This is a genomic window from Streptomyces sp. NBC_00690 (genome assembly GCF_036226685.1).
GTDB lineage: Bacteria > Actinomycetota > Actinomycetes > Streptomycetales > Streptomycetaceae > Streptomyces.
The window spans coordinates 3299766-3318031 of sequence record NZ_CP109009.1 but is presented as its reverse complement, the minus strand read 5'-3'; the positions used below and the strand labels follow the sequence as shown (position 1 = coordinate 3318031).

At 68.8% G+C, this 18266-nt stretch carries 16 protein-coding genes and 1 tRNA gene; 8 read left to right on the top strand and 9 right to left on the bottom strand.

What is annotated here, in order from left to right; genetic code table 11:
- Positions 1-121 precede the first annotated feature (121 nt).
- Together OID54_RS14565 and OID54_RS14560 are read left to right on the top strand one after the other, a co-directional pair.
- Entirely contained in the window at positions 122-646 is a 525-nt protein-coding gene (locus OID54_RS14565) for a hypothetical protein (RefSeq protein ID WP_329019384.1), read from the top strand.
- Positions 647-880: 234 nt separating this feature from the next.
- A complete protein-coding gene (locus tag OID54_RS14560; protein WP_329019381.1) occupies positions 881-1744 on the top strand; it encodes a spermidine synthase in 864 nt (287 codons plus the stop codon).
- Positions 1745-1787: 43 nt separating this feature from the next.
- On the opposite strand, the gene OID54_RS14555 is transcribed toward OID54_RS14560, so the two are convergent.
- Complete coding sequence (locus OID54_RS14555; RefSeq protein ID WP_329019378.1) at positions 1788-2378, bottom strand: hypothetical protein; 591 nt, start codon at positions 2376-2378, stop codon at positions 1788-1790.
- Between the two features lie 207 nt (positions 2379-2585).
- Here OID54_RS14555 and OID54_RS14550 point away from each other — a divergent pair, with 207 nt between their 5' ends.
- From OID54_RS14550 to OID54_RS14540, 3 genes are all read left to right on the top strand, one after another.
- Positions 2586-3287 (top strand): response regulator transcription factor, encoded by a 702-nt coding sequence (locus OID54_RS14550; RefSeq protein WP_329019375.1) that lies wholly within the window; start codon positions 2586-2588, stop codon positions 3285-3287.
- A gap of 51 nt (positions 3288-3338) precedes the next feature.
- Positions 3339-4769, top strand: a complete 1431-nt coding sequence (locus OID54_RS14545; RefSeq protein WP_329019371.1) for a sensor histidine kinase — start codon at positions 3339-3341, stop codon at positions 4767-4769.
- A 1090-nt stretch (positions 4770-5859) separates the two neighbouring features.
- Positions 5860-6672 carry an alpha/beta fold hydrolase gene (locus tag OID54_RS14540; RefSeq protein WP_329019368.1) on the top strand — a complete coding sequence of 271 codons (813 nt, stop codon included), beginning with the start codon at positions 5860-5862 and terminating at the stop codon, positions 6670-6672.
- A gap of 164 nt (positions 6673-6836) precedes the next feature.
- On the opposite strand, the gene OID54_RS14535 is transcribed toward OID54_RS14540, so the two are convergent.
- The 4 genes from OID54_RS14535 to OID54_RS14520 form a co-directional block, all read right to left on the bottom strand.
- Positions 6837-6909, bottom strand: a tRNA-His gene (locus OID54_RS14535).
- Positions 6910-7074: 165 nt separating this feature from the next.
- A complete protein-coding gene (gene orn / locus OID54_RS14530) occupies positions 7075-7677 on the bottom strand; it encodes an oligoribonuclease (protein ID WP_329019366.1) in 603 nt (200 codons plus the stop codon).
- A 9-nt stretch (positions 7678-7686) separates the two neighbouring features.
- Positions 7687-8880, bottom strand: a complete 1194-nt coding sequence (locus OID54_RS14525; RefSeq protein ID WP_329019363.1) for a helix-turn-helix domain-containing protein — start codon at positions 8878-8880, stop codon at positions 7687-7689.
- 444 nt (positions 8881-9324) lie between these two features.
- Positions 9325-9675, bottom strand: coding sequence for a hypothetical protein (locus OID54_RS14520; protein WP_443055586.1), 351 nt, complete (start codon positions 9673-9675; stop codon positions 9325-9327).
- A 713-nt stretch (positions 9676-10388) separates the two neighbouring features.
- Here OID54_RS14520 and OID54_RS14515 point away from each other — a divergent pair.
- Both OID54_RS14515 and OID54_RS14510 read left to right on the top strand, forming a co-directional pair.
- Entirely contained in the window at positions 10389-10910 is a 522-nt protein-coding gene (locus OID54_RS14515) for a universal stress protein (protein ID WP_329019360.1), read from the top strand.
- A 241-nt stretch (positions 10911-11151) separates the two neighbouring features.
- On the top strand, positions 11152-11721 hold the full coding sequence (locus OID54_RS14510; RefSeq protein ID WP_329019357.1) for an acetate uptake transporter: 570 nt from the start codon (positions 11152-11154) through the stop codon (positions 11719-11721).
- Between the two features lie 161 nt (positions 11722-11882).
- Here OID54_RS14510 and glmS read toward each other — a convergent pair whose 3' ends face one another.
- From glmS to OID54_RS14495, 3 genes are all read right to left on the bottom strand, one after another.
- Entirely contained in the window at positions 11883-13700 is a 1818-nt protein-coding gene (gene glmS, locus OID54_RS14505) for a glutamine--fructose-6-phosphate transaminase (isomerizing) (protein ID WP_329019352.1), read from the bottom strand.
- 87 nt (positions 13701-13787) lie between these two features.
- Positions 13788-14078 carry a hypothetical protein gene (locus tag OID54_RS14500; RefSeq protein WP_329019349.1) on the bottom strand — a complete coding sequence of 97 codons (291 nt, stop codon included), beginning with the start codon at positions 14076-14078 and terminating at the stop codon, positions 13788-13790.
- A 68-nt stretch (positions 14079-14146) separates the two neighbouring features.
- Positions 14147-15034, bottom strand: a complete 888-nt coding sequence (locus OID54_RS14495) for a DUF4429 domain-containing protein (protein WP_329019346.1) — start codon at positions 15032-15034, stop codon at positions 14147-14149.
- A 303-nt stretch (positions 15035-15337) separates the two neighbouring features.
- Between OID54_RS14495 and OID54_RS14490 the strand changes: the two genes are divergently transcribed.
- On the top strand, positions 15338-16945 hold the full coding sequence (locus OID54_RS14490; protein WP_329019343.1) for a beta-N-acetylhexosaminidase: 1608 nt from the start codon (positions 15338-15340) through the stop codon (positions 16943-16945).
- 154 nt (positions 16946-17099) lie between these two features.
- On the opposite strand, the gene OID54_RS14485 is transcribed toward OID54_RS14490, so the two are convergent.
- On the bottom strand, positions 17100-18266 hold the full coding sequence (locus OID54_RS14485; RefSeq protein WP_329019341.1) for an acyl-CoA dehydrogenase family protein: 1167 nt from the start codon (positions 18264-18266) through the stop codon (positions 17100-17102).

Below are 18266 nucleotides of genomic sequence, written 5' to 3'. Positions count from 1 at the left end.
TGATCTGCCATGAACTGCCATCGTTTGGGCGGTGTGGTGCCGTAGCCCTTGACGCGGAGGGGCGTTGGACTCCTTGGAGGCGCAGTCCGTGTCCTTCAGCTGAGCGAGGAGGGGAATCCCCATGTTGGAGGTCGGCATGGAGACCAACGCCGGTGACGGCGCCCGAATGCCCACGACGTCCACCACCCAGGCCGCGGTGGTGCCCTGCGTCACCGCCGTGGCGGCCACCGCCCCGCCGACACCTCGATCCACCGGAGCTCCCGTGGGCAGCTGCCCCTTGTCGTCGTCGGGGACGGCGGCCGTACCGTGCGATCTGGTGACGGTGCCTGCCCGGCAGGGCTTCGAAGCCGTGGACATCCTGCGCCGGGCCGCGGCGCGGGCGGTCGGCCCGGTCCTCCACGACGGCACCTGCGACACCTTGGGATTTCTGGTGCCCCCGGGTACGGCGGACGCCTGGAATCTGCCGGGCAGCGCCTGTACGCAGACCTTCGGCCAGGGGCTGCGTGTCCCGGCCGAGCCGCCGGTCCGGGGCACCCGCTGGTTGCTGCCACCGGGTGAGGTGGACGAGGTCACCGATCCGGAGCTGCTGCGGAGGGCGCTGGGGGAGGCGGCCCGATTGATCGAGGCCGCCGACAGCCGCTACTAGCCCTTGTGACGAGCAGGCCCGGGGAAGGACCAGCAGAGACCGGGCGGCGGCCCTCGGTGGGGAAGGGCCGCCCAGCCCCCCCTACCGCCCAGCCCCCTACCGCCCGCCCCTGCCCCCGACACACCGCCCAGCCCTGGGCCGAACCCAAGCCCCTACCTCTCGCCCCAGCCCTCTGTGTACCGCCCGACCCCACCCCATGGGCGAAGGCCCTGCTCACCCGCCCATAATGGGTGGGTGAGCAAGAGCAAGCGGCGGCGCGGCGGTGGCGGTGAACCGGTCGTCGCACGGGTGGACGGCGGGATCGTCGAGCTCGTACCCGACCCCGAGCGGCCCCGGGCCTGGTCGCTGCTGATCGACGGTGCTCCTCAGTCGCACATCGATCTCGACGATCCGGAGTACCTCTCGTTCGAGTACCAGCGCCGTCTCGGCCATGTCGTGGATCTCATCGCTCCGCCGGGACGCCCGCTCAAGGTCGTGCATCTCGGCGGCGGCGCCTTCACCTTGGCCCGCTATGTGGCGGTGACCCGCCCCCGGTCCACGCAGCAGGTCATCGAAGTCGATGCGCCGTTGGTGGAGTTCGTCCGCGAGCGGCTTCCCCTGGACCCTGGCGCCCGGATCCGAGTACGGGCGGGGGATGCCCGAGCAGGGCTCGCCCGGATTCAGGACGGCTGGGCGGATCTGGTGATCGCCGATGTGTTCAATGGCGCCCGTACGCCGGCGCATCTCACCAGTACGGAGTTCCTCGCCGAGGTCCGTCGAGTGCTTGACCCCGCCGGGCACTATGCCGCGAACCTCGCCGACGGGCCGCCCCTCGCGCATCTGAGGGCGCAGATCTCGACTGCCGCGACCGTTTTCCCGAAGCTGGCGCTCGCCACCGACCCCGCGGTACTGCGGGGTCGCCGTTTCGGCAATGTCGTCCTGCTGGCTTCGGCGGTTTCGCTGCCGATCCCCGAGTTCACCCGTCGGGTGGCCGGTGATCCGCATCCCGGGCGGGTGGAGCACGGTCGGGGGCTCATCGACTTCGCGGGCGGTGCGGCGGCGGTGACCGACGCCGACGCCAAACCTTCCCCTGCGCCGCCGCCCGACATCTTCCGCTGACGGCGGGAATCGGCTACCCGCACGACCGATGGACGTACGGCGCCTACTTGTCGTAGAACTCCACCCTCGGCGTGCCGGTCTCCCAGCGGCAGAAGACCGATGATTCCCGACCGTCCTTGGTGAAGACCACCCTGATCCAATGGGTGTCTTCGTGCACTTCCATCCTCCAGCCGGCCTTCGGCCTGGCCGATGCCAGCGTGGCGGAGGTGGGGCCGATATCGAAGATGACCTTGCCGCCGTCGCGCGGGTAGACCTCGGCACGCCGCGGGGGCTCCGAGGACGAGGGGCTGGCCGGCGGCTCGAACGACTCGGAAGGCGTCGTCTTCTCGGAGGAGGGCGTGACTTCCTCGGACGTCTCCCGCGCATGCTCGTAGGGCGGTTCGGGATCGTCCTGCGTCGGCTCGTCAGGCCGATCGTGGGAACTCGGCTCCGCCGTGTCCTCGGGCGGTTTGCCCGACGACGACACCTGGGGCTTCGAGCCCTGGGTGGTAGGGGTGTCCGCATTGATGGGCAGTGCCCGCGGGCGGTCGTACACGGTTCCGGACATGACCGTGTGGACGCCCCACCACGACAGCGTCACCGATGCCCCCGTGGCCAGTGACCACGCGATGGCATGTACAAGTCCTCTACGCATCGGGGCCATACTGCACCACACACCAGCCATCTGTCCCCGGTGGGAGCCAGCTGCCCCGCATCACTCGGTGAATTGCCTCATCAGCGGTGGTGCAAGCCCGCCTTGTGGAGTGCGCCACGGGCATCCCGGACCGAGCGCGTGCGGGTGTGGCTCATGTGCTGTGTGCGGTGGCGACCTGGGTACTTCGCATGGCGTACGGTGCCCGTCATGGCAAGTGTGCTCGTCGTCGAGGACGACCAGTTCGTGCGCTCCGCCCTCATCCGGCATCTCACTGAGGCTTCCCACACGGTGCGAAGCGTCGGTACGGCTCTTGAGGCGTTGCGCGAAGTGGCCCATTACCGGTTCGACGTGGTCATCCTGGACCTAGGGTTGCCGGATCTGGACGGTTCTGAGGCGTTGAAGATGCTACGGGGTATCACGGACGTGCCCGTCATCATTGCGACCGCTCGGGACGATGAGACGGAGATCGTCCGGTTGTTGAACGACGGCGCCGACGACTATCTCACCAAACCCTTCTCGGTTGAGCATCTGTCCGCCAGGATGGCGGCCGTACTGCGCCGTTCGCGTGCAGCGGTTGGGGAAGCCCCGCCCTCGCGCGTCATCCAGGTCGGCGGGCTGTCCATCGACCCCTTGCGTCGGCAGGCCGAACTGGACGGGCGAGCACTCGACTTGACACGACGCGAGTTCGATCTGCTTGCCTTTCTCGCCGGGCGCCCCGGAGTGGTCGTACCGCGCAAGGAACTACTGGCCGAGGTCTGGCAGCAGAGCTACGGCGACGACCAGACCATCGACGTCCATCTGAGCTGGCTGCGCCGCAAACTCGGCGAAACCGCCGCACAACCGCGCTACCTGCACACGCTTCGCGGAGTCGGAGTGAAGCTGGAACCGCCGATCGGCCCCCGCCAGTGATGCCGGGCCGCCGTACGGCACCCAACCCGGACATCAACGAGGACATCAAAAATGAGATGGGCGCTGGTCAAGGTCTCCCTGGCCGTCACGACGATGGTCGTGGTTGCCTTCGCCGTACCACTGGGGCTCGTCATCAAGGAGATGGCTCGTGATCGGGCCTTCTCCAACGCGGAACGCCAGGCGGCAGCGATCGCTCCGGCCCTGTCCATCACCACCGACCCCCACTCCTTGAAGGTCGCCCTGCTGTCCACCCAGGCCGGTGAGGCGGGCCGGATGGCGATCCACCTCCCCGCGGACGCGCCGGGTGAGCAGATCGGAGACATCATCGAGGTGGGCGTCGGGCGTGCCCGGCAGGCCGACCTGCAAACCGCAGCCGGTGGGCAGGGCTCGATCACCGAGGTTCCCGGAGGATCGTCGCTCCTGATGCCGACGACTTCCCGTACGAACCCCATCGCGATCGTGGAGGTGTTCGTCCCGGCCGCCGATGTGACCCGGGGCGTCACCACGGCCTGGTTGGTGCTCGCAGGCGTCGGGTTCGCGCTCGTCGTCGGTTCGGTCGCCGTGGCCGATCGGCTCGGTGTCCGCATGGTCCAGCCCGCCCAGAGGCTCGCCGGCGCCGCACATGACCTCGGTGAGGGCGAACTGGGGGCGCGGGTTCCCGAAGAGGGTCCGACCGAACTGCGCTCCGCCGCCATCGCCTTCAACGCGATGGCCGACCAGGTGGTGCAACTCCTCGCAAACGAAAGGGAGTTGGCCGCAGACCTCTCGCACCGACTCCGTACCCCGCTGACCGTGCTCCGGCTCAATGCCGCATCACTGGGTGAAGGGCCGGCCGCCGACCAGACCCGGTCGGCGGTGGAGCAGTTGGAGCGCGAGGTCGACATCATCATCCGCACCGCCCGCGAGGCCAAGCCGCAGACCACGGCGCCGATCGGTCCCGGTGCCGGCTGCGACGCCTCCGAAGTCGTGCGGGAGCGCATGGACTTCTGGTCGGCGCTCGCCGAGGACGAGGGCCGCAAGGTCCGGGTGGCGGGCGTCGACCGTCCCGTACGCATCCCGGTGGCCCGTCCGGAACTGGCCGCGGCACTGGACGCCCTGCTCGGCAACGTCTTCCGGCACACCGCAGAGGGCACCGCCTTCTCGGTGGACGTCCACAACGGTGAAGATGCGGTCATCGTGCTCGTCTCCGACGCGGGACCGGGCATCGCCGACCCGGCAGCGGCGATGGCGCGTGGCAACAGCGGCAACAGGGACGGCTCCACCGGTCTCGGACTGGACATCGTGCGCCGGGTCGCGGAATCCACGGGCGGAGACGTCCGCATCGGCAGGTCGGTCCTGGGCGGCACGGAGGTACGGGTCTGGCTCGGGCTCGATGCACGTGGCCCGGGCGTTGAGGAGCGCCGCCGTGGACACCGCGGCACCGAGAAGCGGCGCCAGCGGGTGCCCTCCCGCGCCAAGTCCCGGGTCGCCGGCAACTCCTGATCACCAAGCTCAACCGCGGGTTCGGGTAACCCGCTCGTACGCCCTCCTGCCCCATACAACGCCCCTGGCCGGCCGCCATGCCGACGGTTCCAGGGGCGTTGCGCTGTTCATCTCGTCCCCGTTAGCTCCCTGGCTACGGGGACATTGCGGTTTCGGGCCGGCCTCCAGACGCCCTGGTGGAACCGTCCCGATCCGTGCCGCAGCGACCCGTCGGTGACTGCACCATGAAAGAAATATGTCGCGAGCATGACGAAGCCATGACGCCCCCCTGATGGGCCCGAGGGTTAATCGGTTCCAATGCTGTCCTTAAGAGCGTCCTAAGAAGTACGGCTCAGGCGTCGAATTAGTGTTTTGTCCGTGCACGGGTCGCTAGCGTGCTCCCGCACCCAACTTTCGTACGGACCCCACTTCGTACACCCATCGTTCATCCCCCATACGTACATCCCAGAGGCAGGCGCAATGGCCAGCAGGTGCGATCGGCGCAGGACGAGCGGCAGGGCAACTGTCCTCCGTGCGCCCTTCGTCGCTCACCCTGCGGGCACGGGCCCCACCCCGCAGCCCATCGGCCAGCCTGCCGCACAGCGCACACCCGCGACTCCTGTCCCTGAGCCGAAGGCGACTCGCTCGTCCACGCACAGGGCCCCCACACAGGAGACCCCCACGCAGGAACCCCCCGCGGGGTGCGCGCCGTCCGGCCCGGTGGTCGGGATGGGCTCCAGGCCCTCCCGTAAGGCTCGCACCGTCACCGGGCCGGACGGCATTGCCGTGACCGAGCACGCAGGCAGGGCGCCGTCCCTGCCCGCATCTCACGCTCGGCGTTCCGGCGGCAGGAGGCCCGTTGCTCAGCCGGGCACTGCTGCCCTGCGGACCCCCGTCGCGATCGCCGAGGCGCACGCGCCAGGCCCGTAGATCCCCCAGGCAACTCCTGCCCCCCACACGCGCGCCCCGGTCGGCTCCCCCCAATCCGACCGGGGCGCGCTCTTTCGTTTGGCAAAGGTTGCTCGCATTCCATGGTCACGGAGGCGGGCGAAGGGGTAAAAGAGCAGTCGGCCGCCCCCTCGCCACGTCACACCGAGTACGAGGAGTTGTGATGAACAGCCTGCCGACTGCCCCCGTCGACGATGACGGCCGCCTTGCCCACGACATTGCAGGCGAGGGGCCGGCCGTCGTCCTGCTGCACGGTGATCTGCTCGATCTGACCATGTGGGACGAGGAGTTCGAGACGCTCGCGGCCGACTATCAGGTGATCCGCTACGACGCCCGGGGACACGGCAGATCCTCGTCGGTGACCGGCGACTGGTCACACGCCGAAGACCTCTACGACCTGCTGTCCCACCTCTGCGTCGAACGCGCCCGACTCGTCGGCCTCTCCCTCGGCGCCCGCACCGCACTCGACTTCGCGCTGCTCCATCCGGAACTGACCGAGTCCCTGGTGCTCGCCGCGCCGGGGATCAGCGGCCGACCCTTTCGGGACCCCTATGTCATCCAGCACACCGCGGCCCAGCTGAAGGCCGTGAACAGGGGGGACGGCGGGGAACTCTTCGTCGAGGAGTTCCTGCGCCTTTGGGTCGACGGTCCCTGTCGCAGCCCTGAGGACGTCGAGCCCGGTCTGCGGGGCAGGATGCAGGCCGCCGCCGCGGCGAACCTCCGGGCGCATCCCGGCGGGCTGTGTACGGGGCGACCGCGCGAGGTGGGGGCGGCCGAACGGCTCCATGAGATATCCGTGCCGGTACTGGCCCTGCTGGGTGATCTGGACAGCACCGACATCGAGGGCAATGTGACGGCGCTGGCCGACGCCGCCCCCCAGACGAGGGTGGCGCGGGTGCCCGGAGCCGGCCACATGGTGAACCTGGAGGCCCCGGAGGCGTTCCTCAAGGAGGTGTCGGCCTTCCTGGCCGCCTGAGGCTCCCTGGGGGCCTCAGAACCCTCCCCGCGGCCGGGCGGGTGCCTCCCCGCCGCGGGGAAGGCCGGCCGCCGGGGAGCCCGGACTGTTCCCACCGTGTTCCCCGGGACGTACACACGACGAAGGGCTGACCTGTCTGAACAGGTCAGCCCTTCGACTTTCAGGGTGAGTGACGGGACTCGAACCCGCGGCATCCTGGACCACAACCAGGTGCTCTACCAGCTGAGCTACACCCACCATGACCGGCTTTCCGACCGGCCGAGAAAAAGTGTACAGGGTCCGGGAGGGTGCTCGCGCCACGGTTTGTGAGCCGTTGTGACGGCGCGGTTCCTGGCCGGGGATCGACCTGACGGCAGGCCGTCTCCGGCCCACCCTCACGTCGGTCCGACCGTCGAGCGATCCCTACTCCGCAGGTACGACGTGCTTGGCGGCGATGGACTTCGCCGTCTCGGAGTCGGGGCCGGGCTGCGGGACGAAGACCGCCTCCCGGTAGTAGCGCAGCTCCGCGATGGATTCGCGGATGTCCGCCAGCGCCCGGTGGTTGCCACTCTTGTCCGGGCTGTTGAAGTACGCCCTCGGATACCAGCGGCGCGCCAACTCCTTCACGGAGGACACGTCGACGATCCGATAGTGGAGGTAGTTCTCCAGGGCGGGCATGTCACGTGAGAGGAAGCCGCGGTCCGTGCCCACGGAGTTACCGCAGAGCGGGGCCTTGCCCGGATCCTTCACGTGCTCCCTCACATACGCGAGGACCTGGGCCTCGGCGTCGGCGAGGGTGGTGCCCGCGGCCAGCTCGTCGAGGAGGCCCGAGGCGGTGTGCATGGTGCGCACCACCTCGGGCATCGTTTCCAGCGAGCTCTCCGGGGGGCGGATCACGATGTCCACCCCGTCGCCGAGCACGTTCAGTTCCGAGTCGGTGACCAAAGCGGCCACCTCGATCAGTGCATCGTCCGTCAACGAGAGCCCGGTCATCTCGCAGTCGATCCACACCATACGGTCGTTCATGCGCCTACCTTATGGCGCACTCCGCTGACCGGGCAGGCTCGGGCGACCGTGCCCCGCCGCGTACGGCTGTGGTGCGGGTCGGCCCAGTTCCGGTGGACCGATCGAGGCGCCCGGTACGCCGGCCGTGGCGGCCCGCCGTGCCTGGATGGGCACCACCGAATCCACCACCGAGGCCGGTGCCGCCTCGCTCTGGGGGCGTCGCACCCGGTAGGCGGCCCGGTACGCAGCCGGAGAGGAGCCCAGCTGTCTGCGGAAGTGACCCCGCAGCGCGACGGGGGAGCGGAAGCCACAACGGCCCGCCACCTCGTCGACCGAGTAGTCCGAGGTCTCCAGGAGGCGCTGGGCCTGGAGAACCCGCTGGGTGATCAGCCACTGGAGCGGTGCGCTCCCGGTGAGCGAACGGAATCGCCGGTCGAACGTGCGTCGACTCATGTATGCCCGTGCCGCCAGCGTCTCCACGTCGAATTGCTCGTGAAGGTGCTCAAGCGCCCAGGACACCACTTCGGCCAAGGGGTCCGACCCGATTTCCTCAGGTAAAGACCTGTCCAGATAGCGCTCCTGCCCGCCACTGCGGCGCGGTGGCACGACCAGCCTGCGGGCGAGTGCCCCGGCGGCCTCCGTACCGTGGTCGGTGCGCACGATATGCAGACAGAGATCGATTCCAGCCGCTGTGCCCGCAGAGGTGAGCACATCGCCGTCATCGACGAAGAGCTCGCGCGGATCCACATGGACGGATGGGTAGCGCTTGGCCAGTGTCGGCGCGTACATCCAGTGGGTGGTCGCTGGACGGCCGTCCAGCAGACCCGCCGCTGCGAGTACGAATGCGCCAGTGCACAGACCGACTATCCGGGCTCCCTCCTCGTGCGCCCGGCGCAGTGCGTCGAGTGCCTCGGGTGGTGGCGGCGAGGTGATCGACCGCCAGGCCGGTACGACGACGGTCCCCGCTCTACCGATGGCCTCCAGGCCGTACGGTGCGGTCAGTTCGAGCCCGCCGGTGGTCCGCAGCGGGCCTTCCTCGCCTGCGCAAACGAGCAGTCGATAGCGAGGAACTCCGGCGTCCTGACGGTCGATTCCGAACACCGAGAGCGGGATGGAACTCTCAAAGATGGGGCCGCCGCTGAACAGCAGTACCGCGACGACTTCCCGGCGCCGGCGCCCCGAGAGCTTTCGTGCTGCCTCCGGTGCGGCGGAGTCCTGATTCATGACGCTAAGCCCCCCTCGGTATTCGCGTCTCCCCGTTCGTTTCGGGCCTTTCGCTCCTGCACGTTTCCCCTCGGTTTTGCACGAGTCCCGAGCCTTCGATACTCATGATCGAATCTACTGCGTCCCGTGACGCCGCCGTGACAAGTTCGTCATGCCCCGCTATGTCTGCATGAGAACTTGGCGCGAAGCATTCGATCACGAAGGGTTCCACTCACGAGGCGCTCAGGGAAGTGCGTCTCACAGGCATGGCCCGTCCCCGTAGGGTGCAAGCGCCGCGAATAGTCCTTTCTTGCCAGGTGACAAGGGGGTACACAGGCCATTTCCCCAAGGGAGGGGTGGTAGCGCGAAGTTGGCTGAAACTATACGGGTGCGCACGTGCGAACAGGTAAGCCCCCGGCTTGGATCGGGCGGTCCGAACGGTCTCCGGCCGTTGCGGCGGCGGCCTTAGTGGCGAACCCTCCCGGACGGCCGCTCGGCGCGCGTCCGGTGCACCCGGCCGTCGACCCCACGCGCACCTCGATCGCGCCCGGTTGGGTGTGCCCCCGCCGCCGCGGCGATGCGTTCCGAGCGCCGCAGGAGCACCCGGCAGACGGCGGTCACGGCGACCAGCCCGAGTGAAGCTGCTGCTGCCCCGCCCACGGAGGTTCCATACACGACGAGGACCACCGGTACGAGGAGGCAGCTGAACCCCGCCCAGCGGACCACGTCGGTCGCCGGGTCGACGGTGCGGGGGGCGGCGGACCGTCGGGTCCTTCGGTTCGTCCGGGGCGCGGGGGCGGGCGGGCGTGCGGACACGGAAACTCCCTGGGGGCTGCGGGGTGACCGAGGTCCCAACGAGAGAACCGGTCCTGCGGTCACTGCTGGCCGGGCTCGGATCGGCCAACCCGAACCTGAACCCGAACCCGAACCCGAACCTGAACCCCAACGGTCCGGAGCATCGGTCAGGGGAGTCCGCCAGTGCGCCCGTCACTCCGTCCGGCCCGGGAGTCGGATCGTGGCGGCGCTCGAACGGTGACGTTCGGAGCGGACCCGGACGGCATCAGGGGTGCATGTGAATCCTGCCGGCGTACGGGCCCACCACTCGGGTACGGGTGCGGTGCACGGGAGTGGGCGGGAGTGGGCGGTCGGTCCGTCTCCGGCAGGAGCGAGGCGATGCGAGGCGTATCGTCTCGAATGGTCGACGGGTGATCCAGCGGTCAGTGGGTGGGCGCGCTCATCGAGCCGGAGGGCCCCGCTTGTCCCGGTGCGGGTCCCGGTCCGGGGCAGGTGTCAGACGGTCACGGCCGGCGCACGCCCACTCCCGGACTGCTGTAGATGCCATCCGGCATTGCCATATGGGGACGGCTCAGGCATCCTCCCTTGAGCGCCCGAGTGAGGTATCGGGCGCTGGGCAGAAGAGGAGTGTCGCCGTACCCTTACGGGTATGGGCCACGGAAGATGATTCCCGGACACAGCATCCGTCGCCAAGTCATTCCCTCTCATTGAGGACTTCCTTCGCCGAGACACTCATGGCCGGTCACGAGATCCCCGAACCCGCGGACCGCAAGCAGGTAGCCGACCCGCTGTCGGACCCGCAAGCGGCGGAAGACGCACGCCCTTCGTGCGACCCTGCGTTCCGGCACGGTGTGGTTGTCGGCTTCGACGGTTCGACTTCCAGCGAGCGTGCGCTGGCGTACGCCATCGGAATGGCACGCCGCTCCGGCTCCGGCTTGATCATCGTTCATGTCGCCAACAGGCTGCCGACCACCGTCTGGGCGGGCTGTGAGCCCCCCGTGTTCGTGGACGTCCCGGACCATCGCACCGAGGTGCTCGGTCTGGAGTTGGCCTGTGCGGACTACCTCGCCGAGGTGCCGTGGATCCTGGTGGAGCGCGGCGGCGACATCTGTCATGAGTTGGAAGAGGTCGGTCGGGAGTACTCGGCCGATGCGATCGTCGTCGGCTCTACCCAGGGGATCGTCGGCAGGATCTTCGGTTCGGTGGCCGGCCGCCTCGCGCGACGGGCGCAGCGCCCGGTCGTTGTGATCCCGTAGCCCGTAGCCCGTAGCCCGTAGCCCGTAGCCCGTAGCCCGTAGCCCGTAGCCCGTAGCCCGTAGCCCGTAGTCGGGTTGGTGTGTGCTGAGGTCGGGGTCTGCATCAACTCCCTTGAAATGCAAGGAAATCTACCGGCGCGTAGAGGTGAATTGTTACCTTGTGAAGGGTACATAAAGGCCGTTGGGGTCGTTCCACAACTGCCTTTCACACAACTGCACAGGAGACGAAGGGAGCCCCGCCGTGGACAAGGAAGTCTCTGCGGGAAGCGCTACTACTTCCACTCTCGGCCATCTCGCCCTCGGGCTGACTCTGCTGGCGTTCGGCATCGCCAACACCGATGTGATCGACGGCGTGACCGTCCTGGATGCCACCGGACTCGCCACCTGGGTCGGTGGCGTCGCCCTCTTCATCGCCGGACTACTCGAATTCCGCGCCGGCAACGGCGGATCGGGTACCGCTTTCGCCGGTCTCGGCGCGTTCTGGTTCACCTGGGGAACCGGCGCGGGGCCCGGAGTCTCATCGGAGGCGGCCGGACTGTTCCTGCTGCTGTGGGCCCTGCTGGCGCTGACCTTGACGGTCGCTTCCGCAGGTAGCGGGATCTTCACCCAAGGGGTGTACGGCCTGCTCACCGTCTCACTGCTGCTGTTGGGCATAGCCGCGCTCGCCGAGAGCAGCGGACTGACGAAGGCGGGCGGCTGGGTCGCCGTGGTGACCGGCCTGGCCGCTTGGTACGGGGCGACGGCCGCGCTGGCGAAGTGGCCGACCTTCTCCGGACGCGCTGCCGGCCGGGGAGTGACGGCCACCGGCTGAGGCCGCGCCGGTCGGTGTGCTCTGGGCCGCGCGCCGACCAATTGAAGTCCCCTCGCGCAAGGTGGCATCGCGCGAGGGGACTGCGCTGTTCACCGGGCTGTTGTGGACAGGCCCGGGGCGGTACGGGTCCGCTGGGCCCGTACCGCCCCGTGGGCCGTGAACTACTCGACGGTTACGGACTTCGCCAGGTTGCGCGGCTTGTCGATGTCCCGTCCCATGGCCAGCGCCGTGTGGTACGCGAAGAGTTGGAGCGGGATGCCCATCAGGATCGGGTCCAACTCGTTCTCGTTCTTCGGCACGACGATGGTGTGGTCGGCTTTCTCCTGCTCCCGGTGGGCGACGGCGAGGATCCGACCGCTGCGGGCCTTGATCTCCTCCAGCGCCGCGCGGTTCTTCTCCAGCAGATCGTCGTTCGGCACGATCGCCACCGTCGGCAGCGCGGGCTCGATCAGGGCGAGCGGCCCGTGCTTCAACTCGGACGCGGGATACGCTTCCGCGTGGATGTAGGAGATCTCCTTGAGCTTGAGGGACGCCTCCAGCGCCACCGGATAGCCGCGCACCCGGCCGATGAACATCATCGACTGCGCCCCGGCATACTCCTCGGCGAGCTTCTTGATGTCCGCCTCGGACTCCAGGATCTCCGTGATCTGGGCGGGCAGCCGGCGCAGTCCGTCGATGATCCGCTTGCCTTCGGAGACCGAGAGGTCGCGGATGCGGCCCAGGTGCAGGGCGAGCAGGGCGAACGCGACCACGGTGTTGGTGAAGCACTTGGTGGAGACGACACAGACCTCGGGTCCGGCGTGGACGTAGGTGCCGCCGTCGGCTTCCCGGGCGATGGCGGAACCGACCACGTTGACCACGCCGAGGACGCGGGCGCCCTTGCGCTTCAGCTCCTGGACGGCGGCCAGCACGTCGTAGGTCTCACCGGACTGGGAGACCGCGATGTAGAGGGTGTCGGGGTCGACGACCGGGTTGCGGTAGCGGAACTCGGAGGCCGGCTCGGCGTCGGCGGGGATGCGGGCCAGCGACTCGATGAGCCCGGCGCCGATGAGCCCGGCGTGGTAGGAGGTGCCGCAGCCGAGGATCTTGACCCGTCGGATGCCCCGCGCCTCGCGGGCGTCCAGGTTGAGCCCGCCGAGGTGCACGGTGGAGAACCGGTCGTCGATCCGGCCGCGCAGCACCCGGTCCACGGCGTCGGGCTGCTCGCTGATCTCCTTGTGCATGTACGTGTCGTGGCCGCCCATGTCGTACGACTCGGCCTCCCACTCCACGGTGGTCGGCGTCGCGGTCGTCGTCGAGCCCTCGGTGGTGTAGGTGCGGAAGTCGTCGGCCTTGAGGGTGGCCATCTCTCCGTCGTCGAGGGTGACGATCTGGCGGGTGTGGGCGACGAGCGCGGCGACGTCGGAGGCGACGAACATCTCCTTCTCGCCGATGCCGAGGACGACGGGGGAGCCGTTGCGGGCGACGACGATGCGATCGCTGAATCCGGCGTGCATGACGGCGATGCCGTAGGTGCCCTCGACCGCCTTCAACGCCTGGCGGACCTTCTCCTCCAGGGTGTCGGCCTGGGAGCGGGCGATGAGGTGGGTGAGGACCTCGGTGTCGGTCTCGGAGGCGAAGACCACGCCTTCGGCCTCCAGCCGCACGCGCAGCTCGGACGCGTTGTCGATGATGCCGTTGTGGACGACCGCGACGAGTCCGTCCGAGCTCAGATGCGGGTGGGCGTTCTCGTCGCTGGGTGCGCCGTGCGTGGCCCAGCGGGTGTGGGCGATGCCCGTGGTGCCGGTGAACCGCTTGGGAACGCGTGCCTCCAGGTCGCGCACACGACCCTTGGCCTTGACCATCTTCAGTCCGGACGCCTTGGGGCTCGTGATCACGATGCCCGCGGAGTCGTACCCCCGGTACTCCAGCCGCTGGAGCCCTTCCAGCAGCAGCGGTGCCACGTCACGACGGCCGATGTATCCAACAATTCCGCACATAGGGTTGTTGCCCCTCCATTGATCGGGTGTGTGCCCGAGCCACGGCCGGCCCTGATCGGCCGTGGACGGCGGTGGGTCGCACGACCCTCAGCCGTAGACGATGCGGCGCAATTGCCGGAGCGAGAGCTCCGGAGGCGCCACTGCGCGGTGCGGCAGTTCGTCCGCGATCCGCTCGAAGATTTCCGTGTTCGCCAGGCCGCCCGACTGGAGCTCGCGATGGCGGCGGCGGACGTAGTCCTCGGTTCTCTCGTCGAAGTACGCCAGCACATCGAGCACCACCCGGGCCGCTTCGCCGCGCTGGAGGGCGCTGCTGCGGACCAGGTGGTCGATGAGGTCGTCGTATGAGGGTGGACGACCGGGCCGGCGTTGTTCGAGCACCAGTAGATATTGGGGGGCCGAACAGAGCTAATGCAAGAATTCTGCCCGAATCCGGGCAGGATCGGGACTTAGAGGCGGCCGAGGATGGCCTTCTTGGCGGTGGTGAACTCCTCGTCGGTGAGGATTCCGGCCTGATGGAGCTCGCCGAGTTCGCGCAGTCTGCGCAGCAGGGCGTCATGGTCGCCGTCGTGATCGCGGGGGGCTTTCGCGATGCTCGGGGCGGGTGGCGCCTCGACGGCGGCGGGCTCGACCGATGCGTACGGATGGGGCATCCGGGCCACGACGGCCGCGGCCACCAGTGCCATCAGCGGATCCTTGCGGAAGCCCCACAGCTCCACGGCGTGCGGGTCGTACTTCGGTGGGGCGGTGGGTGCCGATCGGCCGACGTGGAAACGCAGATGGCCGTTGCCCAGTCCGGACGAGGGAAGCCATTCGACCTCCTGCACCTCGCTCAGGGCGATGGTGCGCGGTCCGCCGGACGCCTTGGCCTCCTCTGCCGTCCAGCTCCAGGTCAGTTTGATCTGCTCCCCGTCGAACGCCGCGGTACCGTCGCCCGCGCTGACGGTGATCGGAAGGCTCGGGCCGGGCAGCAGATAGCGGTCGACGGGATCGGTGCCGATCTGCTCGATCAGCAGGGCGTTGCGCACTTCGTCGACGAAGTACTCGGCCACTCCCGTCCGGTCGGCGGAGACCGTCAACTGGTAGGGGTCCGAGCCCTCTTCCAACTTGCCGCCCGTGGACTGGAGCAGCGGATCGGCGCCGTCGCGCAGTCGGAGCCGCAGCCTTCCGCTCTTGCGCCCGGTGGCGAACGAGACGCCGGCGACGGCCCGGAGCGGTATGGCGAGTTCCCCCAGGGTCTTGCGCAGCAGGCTCACCCCCTTGTCGGAGCCCGGCACGATCCGCACGGTGTCTCCGTCAAAGGTCCAGGTGCCGTCCTTCTGGATGATTTCTGCCATGGGGGCGATTGTTCCACTGTCGCTCGCGGTCCCCGGTGGGGTTGGTTCGCCGAGGGCCTCAAGGGATGGTCCGGTCGGGCGACGGCCTCTGTGGGAGTGCGGGGGGCGTTCCGGCGCATACGGCGATGACCTGCGGTTTTGCCGGGCGACGAGGGGCGGATGAGAGGAGGGGGCGCTGTGGGTGCGCGGTGGGTGTGACCGTAAGCTCGGTTATTGGTCTATACCTTGACCCCCGGCTGAGGGCACGATACGCATGGTGGGCGTCCTCGTCGCGACGTCCTCGAAGGGAATCAGCCTGTGATAATGCCCGGAACGCTTCCCCGTCTGTTCGGTGCGCTGCTTCTCCTGGGAGGGGCGGGTGTCGGCTGCTCAAGCGGTGACGACGATGCCAGCCCTTCGCAGAACGAGGGCAAACCCGTGCACGCGCTCGGTCGGGTCATTCCCGCCCCCGCCTCGGTGGAGCCCGGCGGCAGCCCCTACACCCTGACCAACACCACCGCCATCCACATCGACGACACCCGCGAGGTGCGGGCGATCGGCGAGTACCTCGCCGGAGTGCTCCGCCCCTCCACCGGCTATCCGCTGCCCGTCACCGCCGAGTCGGGTACGGGCGGCATCGCGCTGCGACTGAGCGCGAGCGACGAGTCCCTCGGCGATGAGGGCTATCGGCTGGAGTCGACGGGCGACGGTCTGACACTGACCGCCCGGAAGCCCGCCGGCCTCTTCTACGGCGTCCAGACGCTGCGCCAACTGCTCCCGGCCGCCGTGGAGAAGAGCACCGAGCAGAGCGCCGTCTGGGAGGTTCCCGGCGGCACGATCACGGACTCGCCGCGGTACTCGTACCGGGGCGGGATGATCGATGTGGCCCGGCACTTCTTCACGGTCGACCAGGTCAAGCGCTATATCGACCAGCTTGCCCTGTACAAGATCAACAAGTTGCACCTCCACCTCACCGACGACCAGGGATGGCGTCTGGCCATCGACTCCTGGCCCAAGCTCACCACGGTCGGCGGTTCCACCGAGACCGGTGGCGGCGAGGGTGGCTTCTACACCAAGGGGCAGTACACGGAGATCGTCGAGTATGCGGGCTCGCGCTTCCTTGAGGTGATCCCGGAGATCGACATGCCGGGGCACACCAATGCGATCCTCGCCTCGTACGCCGAGTTGAACTGCAAGGACACCGCCCCGCCGCTGTACACGGGCATCGACGTGGGCTTCAGCTCCCTGTGCGTGGACAAGCCCGCGACCTATGACTTCGTGGACGACGTGATCCGCGAGGTGGCCGCGCTCACACCGGGCAAGTACATCCACATCGGCGGTGACGAGGCGGACAACACCAGTCACGACGACTACGTGAAGTTCATGGACCGGGCGCAGGCCGTGGTCCTCAAGTACGGCAAGACGGTGATGGGTTGGCATCAGTTGGCGGGCGCGGAGCCCGTCGCCGGCGCGGTCGCCCAGTACTGGGGCTACGACCGGACCGAGGCCGCCGAACGCGATCTGGTGGCCGGCGCCGCGAAGAAGGGCACGCTCCTGGTGCTCTCCCCCGCCGACCGCACGTATCTCGACCACAAGTACACCTCGGAGACCGGGCTCGGACTCCAGTGGGCCGGTCTGGTCGAGGTTGACCGGGCCTACGACTGGGATCCGGCGACCTATCTCAAGGACGTGGGCGTCGAGGAGGGCTCGGTGCTCGGTGTCGAGGCCCCGCTGTGGACCGAGACCCTGGCGACCACCTCGGACCTGGAGGTCATGGCCTTCCCCCGGCTGCCCGGAGTGGCGGAGCGCGCCTGGTCGACGGGCGGCGAGTGGGACGAGTACAAACTGCGGCTCGCCGGGCACGCGGCCCGCTGGGAAGCCATGGGGATCAAGTTCTACAAGTCCCCGGTGGTTCCGTGGCCCAAGCCGTGACCCACGACACGGGCCGATCGGGTCCGTACGGCTGAGAACAGCGGGCCCCGGCGCACTCGCGCCGGGGCCCGCTACTGCGCTGGGACGAGGACGGGCGCAGCGATCGCTGCGCCTCGGGGTGCCGACCCCGCGCCTCGGCTTCGGAGCGCTTCCGTCAGTTCGGCAGCCCCAATTCGCGGGCGATCAGCATGCGTTGCACCTCGCTCGTGCCCTCGCCAATCTCCAGGATCTTGGAGTCGCGCCACATGCGGGCCACCGGGTACTCGTTCATGAAGCCGTATCCGCCGTGGATCTGGGTGGCCTCGCGGGCGTTGTCGACGGCGACCGTCGACGAGTAGAGCTTGGCGATGGCCGCCTCCTTCTTGAACGGCTCGCCCTGCACCAGCCGGGATGCCGCGTCGCGCCAGCCGACCCTTGCCATGTGGGCCCGCATCTCCATGTCGGCGATCTTGAACTGGATGGCCTGGTTGGCGCCGATCGGCCGACCGAAGGCGTGCCGCTCGCCGGCGTACTTCACGGACTCGTCCACACACCCCTGGGCCAGTCCCGTCGCGAGGGCAGAGATGGCGATGCGGCCCTCGTCGAGGATGCGGAGGAACTGGGCGTACCCGCGGCCCTCTTCGCCGAGCAGGTTTGCCAGCGGTACGCGGACGTCGTTGAAGGAGAGCTCACGGGTGTCCGATGCGTTCCAGCCGACCTTGGAGTAGGCGGGGGCGACCGTGAAGCCCGGGGTGCCGGACGGGACGATGATCGAGGAGATCAGCGGCTTGCCCTCCGGGGTGCGGCCCGTGACGGCGGTCACCGTGACCAAGCCCGTGATGTCCGTGCCCGCGTTGGTGATGAAGCACTTCGAACCGTTGATCACCCACTCGCCGGCCGCCTCGTCGCGCACGGCGGTGGTCTTGGTGCCGCCCGCGTCCGATCCGCCCTCCGGTTCGGTTAGTCCGAACGCACCCAGCACCTCGCCCGAGCAGAGCCGGGGCAGCCACTCCTGCTTCTGCTCCTCGGTGCCGAAGCGGTAGACGGGCATCGCGCCCAGCGAGACCCCCGCCTCCAGGGTGATCGCGACCGAGGAGTCGACCCGCGCCAGTTCCTCCAGGGCGATGCCCAGGGCGAGGTAGTCGCCGCCCATCCCGCCGTACTCCTCCGGGAACGGCAGTCCGAACAGCCCCATCCGGCCCATGTCGCGGACGATCTCGTACGGGAACTCATGGCGCTCGTAGAGGTCGCCGATCTTGGGGGCGATCACCTCGTGGGCGAATTCCTCGACGGTACGGCGGAGTTCCTCGTGCTCGGATGTGAGCCGGTGGTCCAGGGACAT